Raw genomic sequence first — 24,205 nt, forward strand, 5'->3', positions numbered from 1 at the left:
GAGTTCCATGATAGTCGATAGCAACACCGCCGCCGTCGTGACCGGCGGCGCATCCGGCCTTGGCGCGGCCACCGCGCGCGCGCTCGCGGCCAAAGGCGCGAAGGTCGCGATCTTCGACCTGCAGGCGGAGAAGGGCGAGGAAGTCGCGCGCGAGATCGGCGGCGTGTTCTGCGAAGTGAACGTGACCGACGACGCTTCGGTGGATGCAGGGTTCGAGAAGGCGCGCGCCGCGCACGGGCAGGAACGGATCCTGGTCAACTGCGCGGGCACCGGCAACGCGATCAAGACCGCCAGCCGGTCCAAGACCGATGGCAGCATCAAGCATTTCCCGCTCGATGCGTTCAACTGGATCATCCAGATCAACCTCGTCGGCACGTTCCGCTGCATCGCCAAGTCGGCCGCCGGGATGCTGACGCTTGAACCGCAGGAAGACGGCGAGCGCGGCGCGATCGTCAACACCGCGTCGGTCGCGGCCGAGGACGGCCAGATCGGCCAGGCGGCCTATTCGGCGTCGAAGGGCGGGGTGGTCGGCATGACGCTCCCCATCGCCCGCGACCTGATGAGCGAAGGCATCCGCGTGAACACCATCCTGCCGGGCATCTTCAACACGCCGCTGATGAACGCGGCGCCGCAGCAGGTGAAGGACGCGCTGGCCGCCAGCGTGCCGTTCCCCAAGCGTCTCGGCAACGCGGAAGAGTACGCGATGCTGGCCATGACCATGATCGAGTGCGGTTACTTCAACGGCGAGGATGTCCGCCTCGACGGCGGGATCCGCATGGCCCCGCGTTGATCGGGATGGCGCTGCGGCGCTTTCCTACATGACCCCGGTCGCGCTAGACCCGCACCGATGACCATTTGCCGGCGCCTCCTCCTCGCATTGACCCGCGAGATGGGAGGCGCCGGTTTTTCTTGTCCTGAACAGTGTGACACGTGTGACACTTTCACCAGCCAGAGAGAGGCCCGCGCATGACCAACGCCACGCAGATCACGTATGAAGTGCAAGGGCCCGCGGCGATCATCACGCTGAACCGCCCGGAAAAGATGAACGCCTTCACCCGCACGATGATGGACGAGATCATCGCCGCAATGGACGAAGCCGACGCCGACGACCGGGTCCGCGCAGTGGTGTTCACCGGGAGCGGGGAACGAGCGTTCTGCGCCGGCGCGGACCTGACGCCGGAGGGTGGGGGCCATGTGTTCTCCGATCCGCAGCCGGTGGAGGACCTGTCGGACGAGCGCGTGCGCGACGGTGGCGGGCGGCTGACGCTGCGCCTGTTCGACAGCAAGAAACCGCTGATCTCCGCCTGCAACGGCGTGGCGGTGGGCGTGGGCATCACGATGCAGCTGCCGATGGACATCCGCCTTGCGTCCGACAACGCGCGCTATGGCTTCGTCTTCGCGCGGCGCGGGATCGTGCCCGAAGCGGCCTCCAGCTGGTTCCTGCCGCGGATCGTCGGAACGCCCACCGCGCTCGAATGGTGCATGACCGGCCGGCTGTTCGATGCGCAGGAAGCACTGGCGAAAGGGCTGGTGCGATCGGTTCACGCCCAGGGCGAACTGATGGACGCCGCGCTCGCCCTGGTGGGCGAGATCGCCGACAACACTTCGGCCGTGTCGGTGGCGATGACCCGTGCGATGCTGTGGCGCCTGCCCGCCACCGAACACCCGATGATGGCGCACCGGATCGACAGCCGCGCGATCTATCGCCTCAGCCGCAGCGCCGATGCGCGCGAGGGGATCGACAGTTTCCTCGAAAAGCGCGCGCCGAACTATCCGGACACGGTCAGCGGCGACATGCCGGACTTCTATCCCTGGTGGGAGCAGCCCGGATACGCGTGACGCGCTTGCTTGCCGCGATGGTTGCCGTAGAAACCGGAGCCAGATGACCCGCTCCCCTGTCCCTGCGCGCCTGGCGGATTTCCTGCCGTACCTGCTGTCAGTGACGTCGAACGCGGTCAGTGGCCGGGTCGCCGATGCATACCGCGCGCAATTCGGGCTGCGCATTCCGGAATGGCGCGTGATGGCCGTGCTGGGGGACGCAGGCGCTCTCACGCAGCGCGAACTGACCAGCGCGACGTTGATGGACAAGGTGGCGGTGAACCGGGCGTGCAAGGCGTTGGAAGATCGCGCCCTCGCTGCCCGCATCGCCAACGAACGCGACGGCCGCTCGCATCACCTGGCGCTGACCGAGGAGGGGCGGGCAATGCACGGGCGGATCATGCCGCTCGCACTGGCGATGGAGGAGCGCCTGTTCGAGCGGTTCTCGATCGATGATCGCGAGGCGTTCGCGCGCCTGCTCACCCGGCTGCGCGAAGCATCGGCAGAACTTGGCCACCAAGGCGCGGCCGGCGGACCTGACTAGCAGGCCCGCCCGTGCCGCCGGTTACTTGCCGGGGCCGCCGCCGGAGAACGCATCGCCGATCGAACAGGCCGCCGGGCCGAGGATGACGATGAACAGCGTCGGCAGGATGAACAGGATCAGCGGGACCGTCATGATCGCGGGAAGCCGCGCGGCCTTTTCTTCGGCGCGCATCATCCGCTCGTTACGGAACTCGGCCGACAGCACGCGCAGCGCACTGGCGAGCGGGGTACCGTAACGCTCGGTCTGGATCATGGTGGTGACCACGCCCTTCACCGCGTCGAGGTTGCACCGGTAGGCGAGGTTGTTGAACGCCATCTTGCGTTCGTTGAGGAACGACAGCTCGATCGCGGTGAGCGCGAACTCGTCACCCAGTTCCGGGTAGGCCCGGCCCAGTTCCTTCGCCACGCGGTTGAACGCGGCATCGACGGTGAGACCGGCTTCGGCGCAGATCACCAGCAGGTCGAGCGCGTCTGGCAGGCCCTTGCGGATCGCGTCGGTCCGCTTGCCGGCCTTGTTCTTGAGGTAGATTTCGGGCGCCTTGTAGCCGAGGCCGACAGCGGCGGAGAGCGCGAACAGCCGCTTCATGTCACCCCATTCGGGGAACGCGTTCAGCGCGTAGATGAAAACGAACGCCAGGATACCCATGACGACCGGCACGATGGCCCGCGCCCCGATGATGTAGACCGCCAGTTCCTTGTTGCGGTAACCGGCCCAGGCAAGCTTTTGCTGGATGACCTCGAGCTGGCTCTGCTGGAGCACCTTGAGGTTCGCCAGCGTCTCCTTGACCTTGTCGGTCGAGTCCGAGCGGCGGACCAGGCTGGCGCGCTTGCGGGCGTTGGCCTTGACCACCCCCGCCTTCAGCTCCTCGCGCCGGGCACCGAGTGCCTTGACGCGCTTGGCCATGGGATCCTTGACCGTAACCGCGGCATAGATCGCCAGGATCATGGCGAAGGCGGCGATGCCCGCGAGCATCGTGCCGACGAAGATCACGTCGAAGCCGAGAAGCGTGGGTCCGGGTGCGTTGCTGATCATGGCTGCCTGCTCAGTTAGATTTCGAAGCTGACCATCTTGGCCATGATGAACACACCGATGCCCATCCACACCATTCCGCCCAAGCCGGCGACGATGAGGCGGTCCTCGGTGAAAAACCCGCCGACATAGCCGGGGTTGATCCACCAGATCATGATGAACACGATGAACGGCAGCGCACCGACGATATAGGCGGACGCCTTGGATTCAGAGCTCATCGCCTTGATCTTCAGCTTCATCTGCCCGCGCTTGCGGAGCACGTCGGCGAGGTTCGACAGCGTCTCGGCTAGGTTGCCGCCCGTTTCGCGCTGGATGGCCAGGGTGATGCAGAAGAAGTTGAATTCCGGGATCCCTAGGCGATCGGCGGTTTCCTGGAGCGCTTCTTCCATCGTCCGGCCCACACGGATACGATCAGTGATCGCCTTGAACTCCTCACCGACCGGCCCGGGAACCTCGTGAGAGACGATCGTCAGCGTTTCGGTGACGGGCAAGCCGGAGCGCAGGCCGCGAACCAGCAGCTCGATCGCATCGGGAAACTTAGCATTGAACCTGTTGGTCCGCCGCTTGACGTGGAAATTGACCACGAAGTGCGGGATGCCGGCGCCGGCGAACAGCCCGAGGCCCAGCGACAGCATCGGGGCGCCGGTGCGCAGATAGAGGATGACCGCGACAGCCAGGGCGATGCCCATCGTGGCATAAAGATACTGCGTGATCGTCCACGACTTGCCAGTCCGGTCCAGCCGCCCGGCGAGTGCTTCCGTGCGCGACCCCGATCCTGCGATCTTGAACGTCTTCGGCTTGCGGGCAGCGATCGCCTTCTTGAGCTGCGATTCAACCTTGGTGTCCGTGCTTTCCGAGTGGCGGTAGCGCACAGCTTGAAGCCGCCGCGTGCCTTCCTTGGCAGCCGACGGGCCGGCGAGGGCGGTGTAGCCGAGCGCCAGCACAGCCATTAGGCCTCCGGCGAACAGCATTAGCTGAAAAATGCTCATCGAACCCTACCGCCTCTCGTTCCCATACCGCCCCGCAGTCGCCGCACCGATGACGGCGCAGCGCCCTGGGGTCATGCGTCCGCCCGCGCGCCGGCCTTGTCTTTCTTCGCCAGCAGCGACTTGAAGTCGAAGCTGCCGAGCAGGGATTTCTTGCCCGCCGGGCCGTCGACCGCTTCCTCGTCGCTCGCGCCAATGACCCGTTCCGCGAGCTCCCGCAGGGCTGCGCTTGCCTTGCTGGTGCGGTTCGCGTCGGCGAAGGTCTGGCCCAGCTTGGCAGCGTTGGACGCCGCCTTGAGGTCATACGGCACGGAGAAGTCGATCTTGCGCTCGATCGAAGCCTCGAAATCCGCCTTGCTGATCTCCGCCACCCCGTTCTGGATTTTGTTGGCGACGATGACCGGCTGGGCGTGGGCCGCGTTGCTCTTGAGCCAGCTGAGAATGCGGATCGTGTCGCGCGCGCTGGCGAGCGTCATCTCGGTAGCCAGGATGACCACGTTCACGTCGGCCAGCAGGTGCGGGAAGTTGATCAGCATGTTCCGCGGGAGATCGATCACCGTCATCTCGAACGCGTGACGGAATTCCTCCTCCAGCTGAACGAAGGCGCTGCCATCGGTCATCAGGGGCGAGTTGATCGGTGCCTCTGCCGAGAGGATCGCGAGGTTGTCGTTCGCGCGGATCATCGCCCGTTCGATGAACAGGCCGTCGATCCGGCTGGGGTTGTCGATCGCGTCGGTCAGGCCCCGGCCCGGCTCCAGGTCGAGCGCCAACGCGCCCGTACCGAAGTGCACGTCGAGATCGAGCAGCGCCGTCGGCAGCTTGTGGTCGGCCGAAAACAACCACGCGAGCGACGTCGCGATGGTCGAGGCGCCGACGCCTCCACGCGTGCCGACCACGGCGGTCGAGATGTGGCGCTTGGCCGCATCCGGGTCGTTTGCCTTGGGCGCCGCGAATACCGCCTGGGCGTGATTCAGTGCATCGCGCAGCTGGCTCGCCGACAGCGGCTTTAGCAGATAGTCATGGATCCCGCTTGCAAGCAGGTCGCGGTAGAGCCTCACGTCGTTGACCTGCCCGACGGCGATCACCACGGTTCCAGGCTCGCACACTTCGGCCAGCGCGTTGATGTCGTTCAGCGGGTCGCCGCTTTCCGACAGATCGACCATCAGGATGTTCGGGCTGGCCGCCACCGAGAGCGACTGGACGGCGTTGCGCAACCCGCCCTTGGCGCACTTTTCGGGCTGCCAGCCAAGCTCGATCACGACCGGGCGCAGCGTATCGAGCGCGGCTTCGTCGCAGATGAACGCAGCGAACGGATCGCGGTTGCCGGGGGTTGGTTTCCAGGGGGCGTTCATGGCTTAGTTTCCTCCCGAAGCGGTAGAGCTGGCCTTGAGCTCGCCCGCACCTGTGTTGGCCTTGTCACGGTAGGTCGTGATCGCCTTGGTCGAGCTCATGATGACGGTCTCGCCGGTCCCGGCCTGGCCGTGGAGCAGGTCCTCGGGATTGGCGACCATCGCCGCCAGGTTGCCGTTGACCCCGCACCCGTAGCCCGGGGACGTGGCGTTCTCGTAATTCATGTCGCTCCGCTTGCCCCAGTCGGGGCAGCCGGGGACACTGGCGACCGCGCGGGTGATCACCACCCGGGCCGTGCCGGGTTGCAGGAACCCTTCGGTCACTGGTGCGCCGTCTGCCAGCAGCAGACCATGACGCGCGGCGATCTGGGCGACCGCTGCTCGGGTCGCACCGCTCGCGATTGGATCCTCGATCGAGAGCCGGTCGCCATAGCGCAGGTTCATCGCGTCGAACCAGGCGGACAGGCGCTGCTGTTCAGGCAGCGACAGACCGTCATAGGTTGTAGCCAGGTCGAGCGTATAGCTGGTCCGCGCCACGACCGGCTGCTTGACCGAATACAGGCTGGTGTTGTCCATCGCTCCCGGTGCGTTGCACCCGGCAAGCGTAGCGGCGAGGGTGAGGGCAAGGGTGCCCGCGGTAAAGCGTTTGCTGGTCATCACTCTCACCTCTCAGTTGAAGCTGAAGCCGGGGGCGGCAGCGTCGTTGCCGGCGCGGCGGTCCTTGCGGCGTTTCTTGTCGCTGCCGGCGGCGCGGCTCGGCAGGGCCGCGTCGGGCTGCACCTCCGAGATGGCCGGCCCCGCGGGTATCTGTTGCTGAGCCGCGGTCGGTTCAGGGCGGGTCGCGATGCCGCTGGTCGCTTCCTGCATGCCGAACAGGCGCGCAGCCTCGTTGGGCGCATTGAAGCCATCGGTCGGCAGCTTGACCTGGTTGCCGTCGATCGGGTTCACCAGGTACGGGGTCACGATGATCACCAGCTCGGTTTCGCCCCGACGATAGCTGGTCGAGCGGAACAGGTTGCCCAGGATCGGTACGTCGCCGACGCCGGGGGTCTTCTCGATCGCGTTTTGCGAGTTGTTGCTGAGCAAGCCGGCGATCATGAAGCTCTGGCCTGAACCCAGCTCGATGGTCGTTTCCGCCCGGCGCGTAGTCAGCGCGGGAATCTGGAAGCCGTTCAGCGTAACCGAGTTCTGGCTCGAAACCTCCGACACTTCCGGCCGGACGCGCAGCGATATGCGGCCGTTGGCCAGCACCGTGGGCGTGTAGGCCAGACTGACGCCGTACTTCTTGTACTCGATGGAGGTCGAGCCGAGACCCTGGCTGATCGGGATCGGAAATTCGCCGCCCGCGAGGAAGTCGGCGGTTTCGCCAGACAGCGCGGTCAGGTTTGGCTGCGACAGGGTGGTCACGAGGCCGACCGATTCCGCCAAGTCAAACGCGCTGGCGATGTCGAGTCCGAGCAACTTGCCGAACAAGCCGATCGTCGATCCCTTGCCGGTGCCCGCCACCAGGCTTCCCCCGTCCGGGGCCGACGTAAAGCCGACGCCGAGGCCCGCAGGACTGCCAGGGGTATAGGTGGACGTCGGCCCCCGCCCGGTGGTGACACCGAACTTGAAGCCGCCGGTGGTATCGACAGTCTGCAGGTTGGCGCCGATGGCGCGGACCAGCGAGCGGCTGACTTCGGCGAACTTGACCTGCAGGTTGACCTGCAGCGGCGTCGCGGTCTTCAGCCGGCTGATGACATTCGCTTCATCCCCGACGAACGCCGCAACCAGGCGCTCGGCCTCGGCAGCATCTTCCGGGGCGGCGACCGTGCCGGTCAGCAGGAACGTGTTGGTCCCCATGGTGGCAACGCTGATCTTCGCCTCGGGCATCGCCAGCGCCAGCATCTGATCGACGCTGTCGATGTTCGATCCGACCCGCACGTTGGCCGACCAGATCACCGCGCCAGCCTTGTTGCTCGCGTAGACGGTGGTTACCCCGCCTGCCTTGCCGAACAGGTAGAGCTGGCGTTCGGACTTCACCTGAACGTCGGCAATTCCGTCGTTGGCGACGAACACGTCGGCCATCATGCCCGGTACGGTGATCAGCTCGCCGCGCCCGATCGACAGATTGATGTCGCGGCTCGGGGCGATGGTTTCCTGCGCGTTGGCCGGCAGGGCGGGAAGCCCGGCGAGCGGCGCTGCGGCGATGCCGAGCATCAGCAGCGTTGAAGTAAAGCGGCGGTTCATTGTCTGGCCCCTCGAATGGAACAGGTCTTTGCCGTAGATGCGGGTCGCGGTCATTGCAGGCCCCTTCACGGCATCATGCCGAGCGTGCCGGAGACCACCTGGCCGCCGTTCTGGATGGCGCCCGCCTGGCTTTCCAGGACTTGGCCGTTGCGTGAGATGGTGACGGTGCTGGCGTCCTTGCCGCGGGTCACGGTGACGACCGAGCGGGGTGCCGGTGCCGGAGCATAGCCCCGCGGTGCCGGACCTGCCGCGCTGATGGTCGGAGCGGCGCCCATCGCAGGGGCCGGTGCCGGCATCGTGCGGCGCTGGAAGCGGGACACGTCGCCGCCGGTCTGGAAGGTGGAGGCGCCATCGCTGGGGCGGTTCATCGCGGCGGCAAGGAGCTTCTCTTCCTGTTCGGGAGTCGCGCCATCGGGGATCTTCACATCGCCCTGGGCGATCGCCCGCTCAAGCTCGGACTGGCTGTCAGCGATCGACCGCAGCGACAGGCTGAGAGTGCCGATGGTCTGCGCGACTGCCACCTTTTCGGCGATCTTGGGCGTCACTTCCAGCGTCACGGTGCGGAACTGCTTGACGACCGTGGTGCCGTTCTCGGACTTTTCCTGAGTGGTCGACTGGTCGGTCGCCAGCACGCGGATGTTGCGCAGGATCGTTTCGGACGCCTTCAGGTCGCCCGAATCGCCGTTGCTCTTGACGGTCTGCGTCAGCATCAGGTCGACCCGGTCACCCGGGAAGATGAAGCCGCCGACGCCCGTCTTGGCAGAAACGGGAACGGTGACGGCACGCATGCCGGGACCCAGTGCCGCGGCCAGGAAGCCCCGATCGCCCGGTGCCACCAGCGAGCCTTGCGTCACCGGCTCGCCGGCCGTGACCGGGAAGCGCACCACGGTGCCCAGCAGCTTCGACACATCGGATTCGCCATCGATGTAGTAGGCGTCCTTCACGAGCTCTTTGGGCCAGGGCTGGAAGCCGATGGCATCAGCCGTGATGATCGTGCCGGTCGGCAGCACGCGCTGGGCGACCAGTACCTTCGGTCCTTGCGGCACCGCCGGTGCGGCCTGTGCGTCCGGTGCCGACGATCCGGCAAACATGCTCCGAGCCATCACGGCGGTCACGATGGCGATTGCCAGAGCACCAACCAGCAGCAGCAGCTTCTTCCTGTCCATGGCTGTCAAAGCCCCCTTATGCAGCCCGTATGATCCCGACGGGCCGGAATGAAATTCGTGGTTAAGCGAAAAGGGTTAACATCGAGTTCACCCAACCAGCGCGCTTTGTGCGGCTGGCAAGTAATGGGTGCCGAGAACCCACAATCCGGCGGTGGCGATTGCGACCCCGTAGGGGATGGCAAGACGGTCCCGCTGGCGGCGCGTGACGTGCCATGCGCCGAGCACCAGCGTCAGAACGCCGCCGGCCAATGCCATGACGATCAGCAGCCGCAGAAACCATTCGGGCTCGATCCACAGGGCCAGCGCGGTCAGCAGCTTCACATCGCCGCCGCCCATCCACTTCATCGCGAACATCGCCGCGAAGACCGCGAACGCAGCCACGCCCACGCCCAGTTGCAGCGCAACTTCGGGCCACAGCGAAAGGCCGCTCGCCCACCAGAAAAGCGGCGCGGCAAGGGCGATCGCGAGGTTGAGCCAGTTGTCGATCTGGCGCCGGCGCCAATCGGTCGCCGCGGCGACCAGCAGCGCAATTGCCAAGGCTACGAGCAGCCCGTATTGCAGATATCCGCCCAACATTGAGTAAGCCCCCAAAGACCCGCAGAGGGTCCCGAAGCCTCAGTGTTAGCGCGCATGGCTTACCAAAAAGTAACCACAGCCGGAGGGTCCCCATTAGCCAAGCCAAAGCCTTCGCCGGCGTTTCGGCCGATCGGCGTGCGATCCCTGCAGACGCGCAGGAAAGTCTATGGATCGCGCCTGACGGCCACAGGGTTCGCCGCATCGACTTGCCGCAGGACGAGACGCGCGGATCCATCCTGTTTCTCGGCGGTCGCGGCGATTTCTACGAGAAATACCTGGAAGCGCTGGTTCACTGGCAGAGCAGGGGCTGGCGGGTCACCGCCGCCGACTGGCGCGGCCAGGCCGGCTCCGGCCGATTGGGTATCGATGCCGTCACCGGGCATATCGAGGATTTCGCCGTGTGGGTCGCGGATCTCGCAGCGCTGTGGGCGCAGTGGTCTGCCGAGACGCCTGGCCCCCACGTCTTGGCCGGCCACTCGATGGGTGCGCATCTCGCATTGCGCGCAACTGCCGAAAGGGCGGTGCAGCCTGACGGCCTGGTGCTCGTGGCGCCGATGCTGGGGTTGGCTGGACGGCTGCCGACAGGCGTGACGCACGCGCTTGCGCGAGTGATGCTTTCGCTCGGCGACGCACGCCGCCCTGCCTGGAAGTGGAGCGAAAAACCGGGCGAGCCGCCCGCCTCGCGAGAGCACCTTTTGACGCACGATCCTGCCCGGTATGCAGATGAATTATGGTGGCGCCAGCAGCGGCCCGACCTCGTCATGGGTCCAGGAAGCTGGGGCTGGGTGGAGCGGGCCTCCGCCTCCATGCGAAGCTTGTTGAGACCGGGCGTGCTTGAAGCGGTCGCCGTGCCGACGCTGATGCTGGCGGCTCGCGAGGACAAGCTGGTGGCCTATCGCGCCATCGCTGATGCGGCGGTCCGTCTGCCGAATGTCGAATTGGTGACATTCGGGCCAGAGGCGCGGCACGAAATCCTGCGGGAGTCCGACGCTGTCCGCACGCAAGCCATGACCTCGATCGATGCATTTCTCGACCGGATCTCCGGATGACGGCGGGGTTCGACATCGCAGTTGTCGGCGCAGGCATTGCTGGCGCCAGCCTTGCCGCAGAACTGGCGGCGCAGGGTGCGCAGAGCGTCGTGCTGATCGAGGCCGAGGATCAGCCCGGCTACCACACCACCGGGCGGTCCGCGGCGTTTTGGGAGGAGTGCTATGGCGGTCCGGACGTCGTCCCGCTGACGCTCGCATCCGGGCCCTGGTTGCGAGACAACGGGTTCCTCAGTCCGCGTGGTGCGCTGTATATCGGACGGGAAGACGACGCGCCCGCGCTTGACGCGTTCATGGAGCGCTTCGAAGGCAGCGGAGTCCACATCGAACGCCTCGACCGGGAGGGGCTGACGGCGCATCTGTCCGGATTGCGCCCTGGGTGGGTCGGAGCGGTGTGGGAGCCTGCCTGCGCCGACATCGATGTCAGCGCGCTGCACCAGCATTATCTCGCAACCGCGCGCAAAAGCGGCGTGCGCTTGGTGACCCGCGCACAGATCGTCGGTGCGGAGCGTACGGAAGCCGGCTGGATACTGACAGATGCGCATAATGAGCGCTTCAGCGCCCGAGTGGTGGCGAACGCAGCGGGCGCGTGGGCCGATACGTTCGCCGCGCTAGTAGGTGCTCGGCCCAAGGGCATCCAGCCTCTACGGCGGACGGTCGCCCAGCTGCGCACAGACCCCGCGCCGCCCGCCACCCTGCCGCTGGTGCTCGACATCGCTGGCCGTTTCTATTTCAAGCCGGAAAGCGGCCGGCTGTGGCTGAGCCCCCATGACGAAGAACCATCGCCGCCGTGCGATGCAGCGCCCGAGGCACTCGCCGTGGCTGAAGCGATTGCCCGGTTCGAAACCGTTGTCGACTGGCGCGTGGCGGCAGTGGAGCGCAAGTGGGCAGGACTGCGATCGTTCGCACCCGACCGGCTGCCAGTCTATGGCTACGATCCGGCGGTCGAGGGTCTGTTCTGGTTCGCCGGGCAAGGCGGGTTCGGCATTCAGACCGCGCCGGCGGCGGCGCGTCTGGCCGCACAGCTGCTGCTGGATCTACCGCGCGACGCCATGACTGCGGAGCTGGACGCGGGCCTCTACGATCCGGCGCGGTTTTAACTTCGTCCAGCCTGCTCGGCAGCCGCACAGGCGAGCGCATCGACCCGGTCGTTTTCCGCGTGGCCGCTATGCCCCTTCACCCACACCCACTCGACCTGATGCGGCCTGGCGGCGGCAATCAGCTCATGCCACAGATCGGCATTGCGAACGGGCTGCTTGCTGGCGTTCTTCCACCCGTTCTTCTGCCAGCCGTGAACCCACTTGGTGATTCCATCGAGCACGTACTTGCTGTCGGAATGGAGTTTGATCGCGCACGGTTCGATCAGCGCCTCGAGCGCCCTGATGGCCGCGGTCAGTTCCATGCGGTTGTTGGTCGTTGCCGGGTCTCCGCCCGATAATTCCTTCTCATGTGCGCCCATGCGCAGCAGCGCGCCCCAGCCGCCGGGTCCCGGATTGCCCTTGCAAGCCCCGTCTGTGAAGATTTCAACCTGCTTCATGAAGCGAATGCGCCTTGCCCCGCCTCGGCATAGAAATTCAAGCGCCGCACGTAGTCCATCGGATCCTTCCTGGTCACGAGCGCGTCGGTTGGGGTGTCGAGCCAATCCTCGGCACGGCTGGCTACGAAGCGCAGGCACGCGCCTTGTGCAAGCACCGGAAGCGCGGCGCGTTCATCATCCTGCAGCGGCCGCACCGCATCGTAACCGTCGATTAGAGCCGCGCCGATCGCGGGTGCGAAATTGCTGCCCCGGCGGTCGAAACTCCACGCTGCGTGCGTGACCGCCAGATCGTACGCCATCGCCTCGTTGCAGGCGAAATAGAAGTCGATCATCCCGCTGACGGCGTCGCCCAGCATCAGGACGTTATCGGGAAACAGATCGGTATGGCAAACCGAACGCGGCAGATCGCCCGGCCAGCGATCGCGCACGTCCGTTGCGACGGCGACGACCCCGGGCAACACCGGATTAATCTGGCCGAGGGCCATGGCGTCGTAGTGCGCAAGGGTGCCGGCCGTTTGCGCCACCCCCAGCGCATTGTCGCGTTCGAGCGCGAAATCCAGCCCCGCCAGGTGTACCTGAGCCAGGGCCGCGCCGACCGCGTGAGCTTGCGCCGCCGTGGGCCGATCGACCGACACGCCGGGCAGAAACTCGATCAGCGCCACCGCCTTGCCGCCCATCTCCCGCCACGCGGCGCCTGTCCGGTCGTGGATGGTGCGCGGCACGGCACAGCCCCGTTCCGACAGATGGTCGAGCAGGCCAAGAAAGAACGGCAGGTCCGCCAGGTCGATGCGCCGTTCGTACATTGTCAGGATATACCGCCCGCGTTCGGTTTCGATCAGCCAGTTGGAGTTCGAGATCCCCTCGGCAATGCCCTTCGCGGAAATCAGCCCGCCGACGTCGTACTCGGCGATCAGTGACGCCAGATCCTCTGCCCCCAGGTGCGTGTAGACCGCCACTAGTCGATCAGCTGGCGGGGCAGCTTGAACACCATCTTCTCCTCAGTGGTGACGATGGTGCGTTCTTCGACGGTGCGCCACTGGGCAAGCTGCTCGACCACTTCGCGCACCAGCTTTTCAGGAGCCGAGGCGCCCGCCGTGAGGCCGACCGTGCCCACGCCGTCAAGCCAAGCCGGGTCGATGTCGCTCGCCCGCTGGATCAACCTGGCATCGGTGCCCATGCGCATGGCAACCTCTACCAGGCGGACCGAATTAGACGAGTTGGTGGCACCGATCACCAGCACCAGGTCGCTGCCGGGGGCAATTGCCTTGACCGCGGCCTGACGGTTCGAGGTGGCGTAGCAGATGTCTTCCGCCTTTGGACCCACGATGTCCGGGAACCGGGCCTGTAGCGCAGCAACGATCTCTCGCGTGTCATCGACCGACAGGGTCGTCTGGGTCAGGAACGCGAGCGGCAGGTCAGGGAGGAAATTCAGCGTGCCGACATCGGTGAGGGTTTCGACGAGGGTGATCGATCCTTCGGGCACCTGACCCATGGTGCCGATCACTTCCGGGTGACCCCGGTGGCCGATGAACAGAATATGCCGTCCGGCCTCTACCTGACGTTCAGCCTGGCGGTGCACCTTGCTCACCAGCGGGCAGGTTGCATCGACCCACGTCATCGTGCGCCGCTGCGCTTCCACGGGTACCGATTTGGGCACGCCGTGGGCGCTGAACACGACCGGGGCACCGTCAGGCACCTCGTCCAGTTCTTCCACGAAGATGGCGCCCTGCGCCTTGAGGGCATCGACCACGTACTGGTTGTGAACGATCTCGTGCCGGACGTAGACGGGCACGCCGTACCGTTCGATCGCGCGCTCGACGATCTCGATCGCGCGGTCGACGCCGGCGCAGAAACCGCGCGGTGCGGCGATCAGCAACTGCAGGGGCTTGCGCTGGTCAGCGGAGCGGGAGGGTTGCAAGCGCGCGTTCATCGGTCGCCCCCTAGCGCTTCGCCGCGTGCGCCGCTAGGGCGGCGGCTGCAATGACAACCGGGACCGTGCCAAACATGATCAATCGCCTTCGCCTTGCTGTCTTCCTGACGATGGGTATCGCGCTGGCTGGCTGCAAGACCGCTGGTGAACTGGTGGTGGATCAGGGTGTCGGCATTTCGGCGATCCGCACAGTGTGCCCGGCCGTCGGCGTGCCCAACTACACCGGCGACGTTACTGTCTTTCGCGTGCCGGGAGATACCAGTGCAGCGAACATCGACCTGACGGCGGCGATCACTAACCTGCGGTCCACTTGCGACGATGCGACCGGCGGCGACAGGGTGTATTCCAATGCGACGTTCGACGTCCTCGCCCGGCGCACCGACACGCGGGGCGCGCGTCAGGTCACATTACCCTATTATTCCGTAGTGCTGCGGGGCGGATCGTCGGTGGTGACCAAGCGCATCGGGCAGGTGACGCTGAGCTTCGCCGACGGTCAGGAGCGTGCTCAGGCGCGGGCCCAGGCAGGCGCTTACGTCGACCGCGCTGAGGCGACCTTGCCGCAGGACATCCGCGATCAGATCACGCGCCGGCGGAAGGCAGGCGACGAGGATGCGGCGATTGATCCGTTGAGCGATCCCGCGGTCAAGGCGGCCGTCGCCCGGGCCACGTTCGAACTCTTGGTCGGCTTCCAGCTCACCGAGCAGCAACTGGCCTACAACGCGACCCGCTAGGCGCCGCTCCCCTTCCTGCCCCGCGCGTGGCTTGCGCTTTGCCGCCGATCCGGTAACCCGCGCCGCCATGTCAGACACCCAGACCCTTCACGCGGCCTTTGCGGCGCGCATCGGCGCGGTCCTGCGCGCGCTCGAACTGGAAGGCGCGCTTCCTCCCGGAGCATCGGAGGCAGCGGTCACCGTAGAACCGCCGCGCGATCCAACCCACGGCGACCTCGCGACCAATGCCGCGATGGTGCTGGCCAAAGCGGCGGCGACCAATCCCCGCTCGCTGGCGGAAAAGATCGTCGAGCATCTGAGCCGCGAACCCGCCGTCGCCGCGGCTGAAATCGCCGGACCCGGGTTCATCAACCTGCGGCTGGCGGACTCCGTCTGGCTGGACGAGCTTCAGGCGATTGCGGCGCTAGGTGCGAATTACGGCCGCGCCACCACCGGCGCGGGGCGGCGCGTGAACGTCGAATACGTATCGGCCAATCCCACGGGCCCCATGCACATGGGCCACTGCCGGGGCGCGGTGGTGGGAGACGCGCTCGCCACGCTGCTCGAGTTCGTCGGCCATCCCGTCACCCGCGAATACTACATCAACGATGCGGGCGCCCAGGTCGACGTGCTCGCCCGCTCGGCGCACTTGCGTTACCGGGAGGCGCTAGGCGAAACCATCGGCGACATTCCCGAAGGGCTCTACCCCGGGGATTACCTCGTCCCGGTCGGCAAGACGCTGGCGGCTCAGTTCGGTCCGCGGTTCGTGAACGCGCCCGAGAGCGAATGGCTGCCTGAGTTGCGGCCGATCGTCGTCCACGCGATGATGGACATGATCCGGGCCGACCTCGCGTTGCTCGGGATCGAACACGATGAGTTCGCGTCTGAGGCGGAGTTGCAGCAGGCGGGCAAACCAGCCGAAGCCGAGGCCTGGATGCGCGCGCATGACCTGGTTTACGACGGCGTGCTCGAGGCACCCAAGGGCAAGACGCCGGACGACTGGGAGCCGGTCGAGCTGCCGCTGTTCCGCGCCACCCGCTTCGGAGACGACCAGGACCGGCCGATCCGCAAGAGCGACGGCAACTGGACGTACTTCGGCGCCGATCTGGCCTATCACATGCAAAAGGCGGCCACGGCCGACGAACTGATCGACATCTGGGGCGCGGATCACGCCGGCACCGTGAAACGGATCAAGGCCGCCGTGGCCGCCTTGGCGCAGGGCGAGGGGCGGGCGATCCCGTTCGACGTCAAGCTAGTGCAGATGGTCCAGCTGCTGCGCGGCGGCGAGCCAGTAAAGATGTCGAAGCGCTCCGGCACGTTCGTGACGCTCGCGGACGTGGTGCGCGAAGTCGGCAAGGACGTGGTCCGGTTCACGATGCTGACGCGCAAGCCCGAAGCGCAGATGGAGTTCGACTTCGCCAAGGTGGTCGAGGCGTCGAAGGACAACCCGGTGTTCTACGTCCAGTACGCCAGCGCGCGGATCCACTCCACGTTGCGCAAGGCCGCGGCAGAAGGGCTCGGTCCCGACCCTGCCGCGATCGAGCGTCTCGGCGCTGAAGAACTGTCGCTGATCAAGCACGCGGCACAGTTTCCCCGGCTGGTCGAGGCTGCCGCTGCGGCGCGTGAGCCGCATCGGATCGCGTTCTTCCTCTATGATCTTGCCGCCGCACTCCACGCCTTCTGGAATGCCGGCAACGACGCGCCCGAGAAACGCTTCATCGTGGCACAGGACCCGGCGCTTACCGGCGCGAGGCTTTTCCTTGGTCAACAGATCGGGCAAGTTATCCGTAACGGTCTTGCGCTACTGGGCGTCGAGGCTGTCGAGGAGATGTAAGCATGGCGGGGCAGGGCGGGACGATCGACGACGACTTCATCGCGGACGAGCAGCTGACGCTGGGGGCCGAGGAAGATGAGCGCCTCCCGTGGCTCGAGGCCGGCGATGAGGACGAGGATGAAGGCGGGGTCGACACCGGACGGATCGTGGGGTTCGCGATGTTCGCCGCACTCGCGCTGGCGGCGCTGGTCGGGGGCATCTGGTGGTTCGGCCAGCGCGGCCCCGACCCTGAACTGGTCGCCGACGGCAGCACGATCCAGGCGCCCGACGGCCCTTACAAGACCCGGCCGACCGACCCGGGCGGCAAGACCTTCGAAGGCACCGGCAATCTCGCCCCGGCCGTGGGCGAAGGCGAAAAGCGGGAAGGCCGCATCGCGGAAGCAGATGTGCCCGCTCCCAGCATCGACACACCCAAGGCGGGGGCAACACCCGCAGCGCCAGTCGCAAGCGGCATCGGGGTTCAGGTCGGTGCCTATACCGACAAGGCAACCGCCGAAGCGGGTTGGCAAAAGCTGCAGTCGCGAACCGACAAGCTGTCAGGAGTCAGCCACCGGGTGGTCGAGGGACGCGCCGACATGGGCACGGTCTACCGGCTCCAGGCCGTGGCGGGCGATCTGGCCGGTGCCAACGCCCTGTGCGCGGCGTTGAAGAGCGACGGAGTGGACTGCCAGGTCAAGCGCTGAACAGTTCACACGCCAGGTGGCAGGGGATTGGTCCCGCCACCTGACTTGCAGTAGTCGCGGCTTGCTGCGAATCTGCGGTCCATGACGCCTGCGATCTTCGGCCTTTCCGGTCTTACGCTGAACCCCGACGAACGGGCTTTCTTTCGCGAGTGCGACCCGGCGGGCTACATCCTGTTCGGCCGCAACATCGACACGCCGGCGCAGGTGCGGGCACTCACCGATGAACTGCGGTCGATCCATGGCCGCGACAAGTTGCTGGTTTCCATCGACCAGGAAGGCGGCCGGGTCGCCCGGATGCGCCCACCGCAGTTCAGCGCCTTTCCTGCAGGCGCGGCATTCGACGCATTGTACGAGCTCGCGCCGTCCTCCGCGATCGCCGCGGCGCAGATGAACGCTCACGCCATGGGGATCGAGCTGGCGGAGGCCGGGATCACAGTCGATTACTATCCCTCGCTCGATGTCCGCCAGCATGGCGCGCACGACGTGATCGGAGACCGTTCATTCGGGTTCGAACCGCTGCGCGTGGCGGCGATCGGCCGCGCTGTCCTGGACGGTCTCGCCGCCGCGGGCGTGGCGGGGTGCATCAAGCACATGCCGGGGCACGGGCGTACCTCGGTCGACACGCACAAGACGCTGCCGACCGTCACCGCGACCGCGGAAGAGCTCGAGATCGATCTCGCGCCGTTCAAGGCACTAAGCCACGCACCCGTCGGGATGACCGGTCACCTGGTGTTTCCGGAGTGGGACCCGGAGTGGCCGGCAACCCAATCGCCGACGATCATCCACGAGGTCATTCGCGGCCAGATCGGGTTCGATGGTCTGCTACTGACCGATGACCTGGATATGGAGGCGCTGTCGGGCTCCGTTCCCGAGCGGGCCGAGCGTGCCATTGCGGCGGGTTGCGACCTGGCGCTCAACTGCTGGGCGAAAATGAACGACATGGTAGGCATCGTCGAGCGCCTCCCCGCCATGTCAGCGCAGACCGCCGCCCGGCTCGATCGCGCGTTGGAGAACACCGGCGTTGTACCTGAGGGCGACAAGGCGCAGCTGCTGGCCCAGCGCGACGAACTGCTGGCCCTCGCGGAAACTGCCGCGTGACCGACGGCGCCATGCTGCTGCCCCTCCATCCGGCCGGGGAGGATTGGTCCGGCCCGGGCGCGGCACCTACCGAAGATGCGGCGCTTTACCTCGAGCTGGACGGTTGGGAGGGACCGCTCGACCTGCTGCTGGACCTGGCGCGGCGGCAGAAGGTGGATTTGAAGGCGATCTCGATCCTCTCTCTGGTGGATCAGTATATCGCGTACATCGAGCAGGCGGAGGCGCTGCGGCTGGAGCTGGCGGCCGACTACTTGGTGATGGCGGCGTGGCTCGCGTATCTGAAATCCGCGCTGCTTCTTCCGCGCGATGAGCGGGAAGACCCCAGTCCCGAAGACCTGGCCCTGAGACTGCAGTGGCGCCTCGCCCGGCTGGGCGCGATGCGCGAGGCGGCCGCCCGGCTGATGGCCCGCGACCGGCTTGGCCGCGACGTGTTTCCCCGCGGCGCTCCGGAAGGCTTGCGCACCGACCGCAAGACCTTGTGGCAGTGCGACTGGTTCGCGCTGGTCCAGGCGTACGGCCAGATCAACGCGCGCACCGCACCGGTTGTGCACATGGTACGCGAACGGCCGGTGATGACGCTCGATTCCGCGATCGACCGCGTCTCCGCGATGCTGGGCGTGACGCTCGACTGGATCGAGCTCAGGCAGTTCCTGCCACCGCATGCGGAGCCGCGGCTACGCAAGTCGGCGCTTGCCTCCAGCTTCGTCGCGGCGCTGGAACTCGCGCGGCGCGGGCGGGCGGAGTTGGCTCAGGAGGAGACGTTCGGACCCCTTCGGCTGCGGCGGATCGCCGGGTGAGCGACGGCTTCGACCGCGCGCTGGAAGCGACGCTGTTCGCAGCGGAAGAAGCGATGACGGTCGACGCGCTCGTGAACCATCTGGGAGCGGCCGCTGCGGCAGACGTGCGGCAAGCCCTAGCGCGCCTCCAGGTCCACTACCGCGAGCGGGGCGTCCGGCTGGTCGAGCGCGGGGGGCGCTGGCACTTCGAAACCGCGCCGGATCTGGCGCACATCCTGCGGCGCGAACGAGAGCAGGTTCGCCGCCTCAGCCGGGCAGCGACCGAGGTGCTTGCCATCGTGGCCTATCACGAACCCGTCAGCCGCGCAGAGATCGAATCGATCCGCGGGGTGCAGACCTCGTCCGGCACACTCGACGTGCTGATGGAGGCGGGCTGGGTGCGGGCCGCGGGCCGGCGCGAGGTACCCGGGCGGCCAGTCATCTACGGGACCACGTCTGCGTTCCTGGATCACTTCGGCCTGTCGTCCCGCAAGGACCTGCCCGGGATCGACGAACTCAAGGCGGCTGGCCTGCTCGATCCGGTGGACGAGGCGTTCGATGCGCTTGCTAATGAGGATGCAGCCGCCGCGGAATCCGACGGCTAGACTGGCGCTCGCGGCCCGTATCCCCTAGATGGGCGGCAAGGAGATTACCCATGGGTTCGTTTTCCATCTGGCATTGGCTGATCGTCTTGCTGATCGTGCTCGTCCTGTTCGGACGCGGGCGCGTGGCGGAAATCATGGGCGACTTCGGCAAGGGCATCAAAAGCTTCAAGCAGGGCATGAACGAAGATGAAGCGGCCCCCGGGAGCAAGGGGCAGGGCGCCGCCCCCACGGTTCACAGCCTGGAAGGGCCACACCACGATGCCAAGCCAGCTCAGGAAGCCGCCAAGGACCCCCACCCGGGAGCCGAGCACCGCCCATAAGCGGCTGATCGGCGCCTGACGGCGGATACCCATGTTCGATATTGGCGCATCCGAGTTGTTGATGATCGTGATCGTCGCGGTTGTCGTGATCGGTCCCAAGGACTTGCCGCGTGCGCTGCGCACCGCGGGCAAGTGGATCGGCAAGGTCCGCCGCACCTCCAACCATTTTCGATCGGGTATCGAGTCGATGATCCGCGAAGCCGAGATGGAGGAAATGGAAAAGAAGTGGGCCGAGCAGAACGCCCGCATCCTGGCCGAACATCCGCCGGTTGACCTGTCGGATCACGAAATGCGTCCGCTGCCGTCGCAGACGGCCGAGGGGCGCGCCGGTGATCCTCCGGTCGACCCTCCGCCGCCCGATGAACCCCAGCTCCCGCTACGCTGATGGTGTTTTCGATCCGCGACATCGACCAGTCTCAGGCGCCGCTGCTGGACCACTTAATCGAGCTCCGCGCGCGGCTGCTGCGCGCGTTTCTCGCCCTCGCCGTCGCGTTCGGGGTGTGCTTCTATTTCGCGCAGGAAATTCTGGGCTTCCTGGTGCAGCCCCTGCTCGATGCCGGGCAGAACCGGCTGATCTATACCAAGCTTTACGGGCAGTTTTTCGTCGAGCTCAAGGTCGCGCTGTTCGCGGCGTTCTTCCTGGCTTTCCCGATCATCGCCAACCAGTTGTGGGCGTTCGTCGCCCCGGGACTGTATGCAAAGGAAAAGAAGGCCTTCCTGCCGTTTTTGCTGGCAACGCCGGTGCTGTTCGTCGCTGGCGGGGCGCTGGCGTATTACGTGGTTATGCCCACGGCCTTCGTGTTTTTCCTGGGATTCGAAGGCACCCAAGGCGGCGTCCAGATCGATGCGCTGCCCAATTCCGAAGACTATCTCAGTCTCGTGATGCAGTTCATCATGGCCTTCGGGCTGAGCTTTCTCCTGCCGGTCTTGCTGCTATTGCTCAACACTGCAGGCATCGTCAGCCGCGCACAGTTGGTCAGCGCGCGCCGGTACATGATCGTCGCCGCATTCGTGGTCGCAGCCGTTGCCACGCCGCCAGACGTCATCAGTCAATTGATGCTCGCGATCCCGTTGTTGCTGCTGTTCGAAGGCGCGCTGGCGGTGATGTGGTTTACCGAAGCTAAGGCTGCCCGCGAGAAGGCCGCAGACGAGACACCTACTTCAGCGTCCGAATGATCCCGCTGAAATCGGTGTTGCCGTTGCCGGCACCGACAAAATCTTCGTACAGCGCGCGCGCCCGCATACCCATCGGCACAGGGGCGTCCGCGGTTTCGGCGGCCTCCATCGCCAGCCGCAGGTCCTTCAGCATCAGGCCCGCCGCGAACCCGCCCTGATAATCGTTGTCGGCGGGCGACAACGGGCCGACGCCCGGGATGGGGCAATAGCTGGTCATCGACCAGCACTGGCCGCTGCTGACACTGGAGATATCGTAGAAGGTCTGCGGATCGAGGCCCAGCTTCTGCGCCATGGCGAACGCTTCGCAGGTGCCGAGCATGCTGATGCCCAGCAGCATATTGTTGCAGATCTTCGCCGCCTGCCCATTGCCGGCCGCGCCTGCATGGATCACCGCCTTGCCCATCGCTTGCAGGATCGGTTCAGCGCGCGTGAACGCGCTGTCGCTGCCGCCGACCATGAAAGTGAGCGTGCCGCCGTTCGCCGCCGCGATCCCGCCGGAAACGGGCGCATCGACCATTTCGTAGCCATGGTGCTGCGCCTGCTCGGCAACCTCGCGCGCCGTCGCGACATCGATGGTCGAGCAATCGAGCAGGATTGCCCCCTGCGGCGCCGCACCGAACACCTCGCCGGTATAGGCGCTCAGCACGATCTGGCCGTTGGGCAGCATCGACACCACCGCCTCCGCATCCGTGACCGCTTCGGCGATCGAGCCGGCGGTATCGCAGCCATTCTCACGCGCCCGGGCAAGCGCTTCCTCGTTGAGGTCAAATGCACGCACCTGGTGCCCGGCCTTGACCAGGTTCGCGGCCATCCCGCCGCCCATGTTGCCGAGGCCGATGAAGGCGATTCTCATGTAGAACTCCAGCTAGTGAGATGGCCAACAGGGGTGACGGCGAACCGGATCGCCCCGATCATTTGCTGAGGCGGCGATGACGGTCAGCGCCCCTTCCACTGCCCCTCACGCTTTTCGATAAAGGCGGCCATGCCTTCCGCCTTGTCCTCGGATCCGGCGAGAATCTGGAAGATGCGGCGTTCGACGATCAGGCCCTGGTCGAGCGTCGTCTCGAACGCGGCGTTGACCATTTCCTTGTTCGCGATCGCGGCCATCGGGGGCATCGCGGCGATGGCGGCAGCGGTCTTAAGTGCCTCATCCAGCAGCGTTTCATGGGGCACTACCCGCGCCACCAGGCCGCTACGCTCGGCTTCGGCTCCGTCCATCATCCGGCCGGTAAGGCACATCTCCATGGCCTTGGCCTTGCCGACCGCGCGGGTCAGCCGCTGGCTGCCGCCCATGCCCGGCGCGACGCCGAGCTTGATCTCGGGCTGGCCGAACTTCGCCTTGTCGGACGCGATGATGAAGTCCGCCATCATCGCCAGTTCGCACCCGCCACCGAGCGCGAAACCGTTGACCGCCGCGATCCATGGCTTGCGGACCGCCTTGACCAGGTCGCTGGTCCAGCGGGCGAAGAAATCCTCGAGGTAAAAATCGGCCGCCGCCTTGTCGGCCATTTCCTTGATATCGGCCCCGGCAGCGAACGCCTTGTCGCCAGCGCCGGTGAGCACCGCGCAGCGTTGGCCCCGGTCTGCCTCGAACGCTGAAAAAGCACTGATAAGGTCTTCTAGAACCTGTGAATTCAGGGCGTTGAGCGCCTGCGGACGGTTCAGCGTGATCAACGTCACCGCGTCGCGGTGTTCGACAGTGACGGTCTCGAAAGTCACGTTGCGGTCAGTCAAAGGGGCTTCCATTCTTCGTTGTCCGGCAACGGCGCGAAGATGCTGTCGATCAGTTCGTCGCTCACCTGTTCCGGAGTGGGCGGGTTCCACTGGGGATCGCCGGTCTTGTCGACGATCACCGCGCGCACGCCTTCGGCGAAGTCGGGACGGGTCAGGACGCGGCTGGCGATGCGGTATTCCATCACCATCTCGTCGCACAAGTGATGCAACCTCGCCGATTCCGCGAGCTCGCGCAGCGCGACCTTGCAGGTCTGCGGACTCTTGGTGCGCAACGTGGCGAGTTCCTTGATCGCCCAGTCACTGCCCTGGTCATCGGCATCGGCTTCCAGGCTGGCGATCACCTCTTCCAGCCGGTCGGATTTGAAGTGGTGCGCGATCTTGTCGGCGTTGGCCTCGATCCGGGCCGGGGGCGGGGTGACCGACAGCTCCGACAGGATGCCGGCGATCCGGTCAGGGTGCTCGGCGATGCGGGCCTTTGCCTCCTCCAGCTTGTCGGTCGGCAAATAGTGAGTCGCGAGCCCCGCCCAGAGGCACTCGGCGCCATCGAGCCGGGCGCCGGTCAGCGCGAGGAACTGGCCCAGTCGGCCCGGCAGGCGCGACAGGTACCACCCGCCGCCCACATCGGGGAACAGGCCGATGCCGGTCTCAGGCATGGCGAACCGGGTGTTCTCGGTCGCCACCCGGAATTTCGCGGGTTGCGAGATGCCGACCCCGCCGCCCATCGTCACCCCGTCCATGAAGGCGACGATCGGCTTGGCGTATTCGAACATCTGGTGGTTGAGCTGGTATTCGTCGTGGAAGAACCCGCGGCCCGAAACGCCGCCGTCGTTCAGCGCCGAGTTGCGAAGGAACGCGATGTCGCCCCCGGCGCAGAACCCGCGGCCTTCGGCGTGATCGACGATCACCGCCTCCACCGCGTCGTCCGACGCCCACTTCGTCAGTGCGGCGCTCATCGCGTGGCACATGTCGAGCGTCAGCGCGTGCAGCGCCCGGGGCCGGTTGAGCGAAATGCGCCCGGCGCGTCCGGTGGTCTCGATCAGGATGTCGTTCGTCATGGGA

27 protein-coding genes are annotated in these 24,205 nt (G+C 66.2%); 14 read left to right on the forward strand and 13 right to left on the reverse strand.

The features are described from left to right. The first annotated feature begins 7 nt into the window (after positions 1–7). The 3 genes from E0504_RS11445 (at position 8) to E0504_RS11455 (ending at position 2,362) form a co-directional block, all read left to right on the forward strand. Positions 8–790 carry an SDR family NAD(P)-dependent oxidoreductase gene (locus E0504_RS11445; protein ID WP_131624154.1) on the forward strand — a complete coding sequence of 261 codons (783 nt, stop codon included), beginning with the start codon at positions 8–10 and terminating at the stop codon, positions 788–790. A gap of 176 nt (positions 791–966) precedes the next feature. Then, on the forward strand, positions 967–1,839 hold the full coding sequence (locus E0504_RS11450) for a crotonase/enoyl-CoA hydratase family protein (protein WP_131624156.1): 873 nt from the start codon (positions 967–969) through the stop codon (positions 1,837–1,839). Positions 1,840–1,882: 43 nt separating this feature from the next. Beyond that, positions 1,883–2,362 carry a MarR family winged helix-turn-helix transcriptional regulator gene (locus E0504_RS11455; RefSeq protein ID WP_131624157.1) on the forward strand — a complete coding sequence of 160 codons (480 nt, stop codon included), beginning with the start codon at positions 1,883–1,885 and terminating at the stop codon, positions 2,360–2,362. Between the two features lie 21 nt (positions 2,363–2,383). On the opposite strand, the gene E0504_RS11460 is transcribed toward E0504_RS11455, so the two are convergent. From E0504_RS11460 to E0504_RS11490, 7 genes are all read right to left on the reverse strand, one after another. Continuing rightward, positions 2,384–3,394 carry a type II secretion system F family protein gene (locus E0504_RS11460; protein ID WP_131624158.1) on the reverse strand — a complete coding sequence of 337 codons (1,011 nt, stop codon included), beginning with the start codon at positions 3,392–3,394 and terminating at the stop codon, positions 2,384–2,386. A gap of 14 nt (positions 3,395–3,408) precedes the next feature. Beyond that, entirely contained in the window at positions 3,409–4,380 is a 972-nt protein-coding gene (locus E0504_RS11465) for a type II secretion system F family protein (protein WP_131624159.1), read from the reverse strand. A gap of 71 nt (positions 4,381–4,451) precedes the next feature. Then, positions 4,452–5,729 carry a pilus assembly protein CpaE gene (locus tag E0504_RS11470; RefSeq protein WP_131624160.1) on the reverse strand — a complete coding sequence of 426 codons (1,278 nt, stop codon included), beginning with the start codon at positions 5,727–5,729 and terminating at the stop codon, positions 4,452–4,454. 3 nt (positions 5,730–5,732) lie between these two features. Next, a complete protein-coding gene (locus E0504_RS11475) occupies positions 5,733–6,383 on the reverse strand; it encodes a CpaD family pilus assembly lipoprotein (protein WP_131624161.1) in 651 nt (216 codons plus the stop codon). A 12-nt stretch (positions 6,384–6,395) separates the two neighbouring features. After that, positions 6,396–8,009 (reverse strand): type II and III secretion system protein family protein, encoded by a 1,614-nt coding sequence (locus E0504_RS11480; RefSeq protein WP_207912479.1) that lies wholly within the window; start codon positions 8,007–8,009, stop codon positions 6,396–6,398. Between the two features lie 11 nt (positions 8,010–8,020). Then, positions 8,021–9,121, reverse strand: a complete 1,101-nt coding sequence (cpaB, locus tag E0504_RS11485; protein ID WP_131624163.1) for a Flp pilus assembly protein CpaB — start codon at positions 9,119–9,121, stop codon at positions 8,021–8,023. Positions 9,122–9,208: 87 nt separating this feature from the next. Further along, the gene (locus tag E0504_RS11490; RefSeq protein WP_131624165.1) at positions 9,209–9,697 is read right to left on the reverse strand and encodes a prepilin peptidase; all 489 of its coding nucleotides are present in this window, start codon (positions 9,695–9,697) and stop codon (positions 9,209–9,211) included. A 92-nt stretch (positions 9,698–9,789) separates the two neighbouring features. Between E0504_RS11490 and E0504_RS11495 the strand changes: the two genes are divergently transcribed. Together E0504_RS11495 and E0504_RS11500 are read left to right on the forward strand one after the other, a co-directional pair. Further along, positions 9,790–10,746 carry an alpha/beta fold hydrolase gene (locus tag E0504_RS11495; RefSeq protein ID WP_131624537.1) on the forward strand — a complete coding sequence of 319 codons (957 nt, stop codon included), beginning with the start codon at positions 9,790–9,792 and terminating at the stop codon, positions 10,744–10,746. Next, entirely contained in the window at positions 10,743–11,843 is a 1,101-nt protein-coding gene (locus E0504_RS11500) for an FAD-binding oxidoreductase (RefSeq protein WP_131624167.1), read from the forward strand. Before E0504_RS11495 ends, E0504_RS11500 begins: the two co-directional genes overlap by 4 nt. Here E0504_RS11500 and rnhA read toward each other — a convergent pair. The 3 genes from rnhA to ispH are packed head-to-tail and all read right to left on the reverse strand — an operon-like array spanning position 11,840 to position 14,210. Continuing rightward, complete coding sequence (gene rnhA, locus E0504_RS11505) at positions 11,840–12,280, reverse strand: ribonuclease HI (RefSeq protein ID WP_131624169.1); 441 nt, start codon at positions 12,278–12,280, stop codon at positions 11,840–11,842. The genes E0504_RS11500 and rnhA overlap by 4 nt on opposite strands. After that, entirely contained in the window at positions 12,277–13,236 is a 960-nt protein-coding gene (thrB, locus tag E0504_RS11510; RefSeq protein WP_131624171.1) for a homoserine kinase, read from the reverse strand. The genes rnhA and thrB overlap by 4 nt, the downstream gene beginning before the upstream one ends. After that, on the reverse strand, positions 13,236–14,210 hold the full coding sequence (gene ispH, locus E0504_RS11515; protein ID WP_131624173.1) for a 4-hydroxy-3-methylbut-2-enyl diphosphate reductase: 975 nt from the start codon (positions 14,208–14,210) through the stop codon (positions 13,236–13,238). Before ispH ends, thrB begins: the two co-directional genes overlap by 1 nt. Positions 14,211–14,284: 74 nt before the next feature. Here ispH and E0504_RS11520 point away from each other — a divergent pair, with 74 nt between their 5' ends. The 9 genes from E0504_RS11520 to tatC all read left to right on the forward strand — a co-directional run bounded on the left by E0504_RS11520 (position 14,285) and on the right by tatC (position 21,412). After that, positions 14,285–14,941, forward strand: coding sequence for a hypothetical protein (locus tag E0504_RS11520; protein ID WP_131624175.1), 657 nt, complete (start codon positions 14,285–14,287; stop codon positions 14,939–14,941). Between the two features lie 67 nt (positions 14,942–15,008). Beyond that, complete coding sequence (gene argS, locus E0504_RS11525; protein ID WP_131624539.1) at positions 15,009–16,754, forward strand: arginine--tRNA ligase; 1,746 nt, start codon at positions 15,009–15,011, stop codon at positions 16,752–16,754. A gap of 2 nt (positions 16,755–16,756) precedes the next feature. Next, complete coding sequence (locus E0504_RS11530) at positions 16,757–17,437, forward strand: SPOR domain-containing protein (RefSeq protein ID WP_131624177.1); 681 nt, start codon at positions 16,757–16,759, stop codon at positions 17,435–17,437. An 81-nt stretch (positions 17,438–17,518) separates the two neighbouring features. After that, positions 17,519–18,535, forward strand: a complete 1,017-nt coding sequence (gene nagZ / locus E0504_RS11535) for a beta-N-acetylhexosaminidase (RefSeq protein WP_131624179.1) — start codon at positions 17,519–17,521, stop codon at positions 18,533–18,535. An 11-nt stretch (positions 18,536–18,546) separates the two neighbouring features. Further along, positions 18,547–19,332, forward strand: coding sequence for a ScpA family protein (locus tag E0504_RS11540; protein WP_131624542.1), 786 nt, complete (start codon positions 18,547–18,549; stop codon positions 19,330–19,332). Next, on the forward strand, positions 19,329–19,916 hold the full coding sequence (gene scpB / locus E0504_RS11545) for an SMC-Scp complex subunit ScpB (RefSeq protein WP_207912483.1): 588 nt from the start codon (positions 19,329–19,331) through the stop codon (positions 19,914–19,916). Before E0504_RS11540 ends, scpB begins: the two co-directional genes overlap by 4 nt. 50 nt (positions 19,917–19,966) lie before the next feature. Then, positions 19,967–20,236, forward strand: a complete 270-nt coding sequence (locus tag E0504_RS11550; protein ID WP_131624181.1) for a twin-arginine translocase TatA/TatE family subunit — start codon at positions 19,967–19,969, stop codon at positions 20,234–20,236. 31 nt (positions 20,237–20,267) lie between these two features. Then, entirely contained in the window at positions 20,268–20,621 is a 354-nt protein-coding gene (gene tatB / locus E0504_RS11555; protein WP_131624183.1) for a Sec-independent protein translocase protein TatB, read from the forward strand. Next, a complete protein-coding gene (gene tatC / locus E0504_RS11560) occupies positions 20,621–21,412 on the forward strand; it encodes a twin-arginine translocase subunit TatC (RefSeq protein ID WP_131624185.1) in 792 nt (263 codons plus the stop codon). The genes tatB and tatC overlap by 1 nt, the downstream gene beginning before the upstream one ends. Here tatC and mmsB read toward each other — a convergent pair. From mmsB to E0504_RS11575, 3 genes are all read right to left on the reverse strand, one after another. Next, positions 21,393–22,265: a 3-hydroxyisobutyrate dehydrogenase gene (mmsB, locus tag E0504_RS11565; RefSeq protein WP_131624187.1), complete on the reverse strand. Its 873-nt coding sequence runs from the start codon at positions 22,263–22,265 to the stop codon at positions 21,393–21,395. The two genes, tatC and mmsB, sit on opposite strands and share 20 nt — an antisense overlap. An 83-nt stretch (positions 22,266–22,348) precedes the next feature. After that, the gene (locus E0504_RS11570) at positions 22,349–23,131 is read right to left on the reverse strand and encodes an enoyl-CoA hydratase-related protein (RefSeq protein WP_131624544.1); all 783 of its coding nucleotides are present in this window, start codon (positions 23,129–23,131) and stop codon (positions 22,349–22,351) included. Between the two features lie 11 nt (positions 23,132–23,142). Next, positions 23,143–24,201, reverse strand: coding sequence for an enoyl-CoA hydratase/isomerase family protein (locus tag E0504_RS11575; protein ID WP_131624189.1), 1,059 nt, complete (start codon positions 24,199–24,201; stop codon positions 23,143–23,145). Between the last annotated feature and the right edge of the window lie 4 nt (positions 24,202–24,205).

Source organism: Parafrankia sp. BMG5.11, assembly GCF_004337455.1.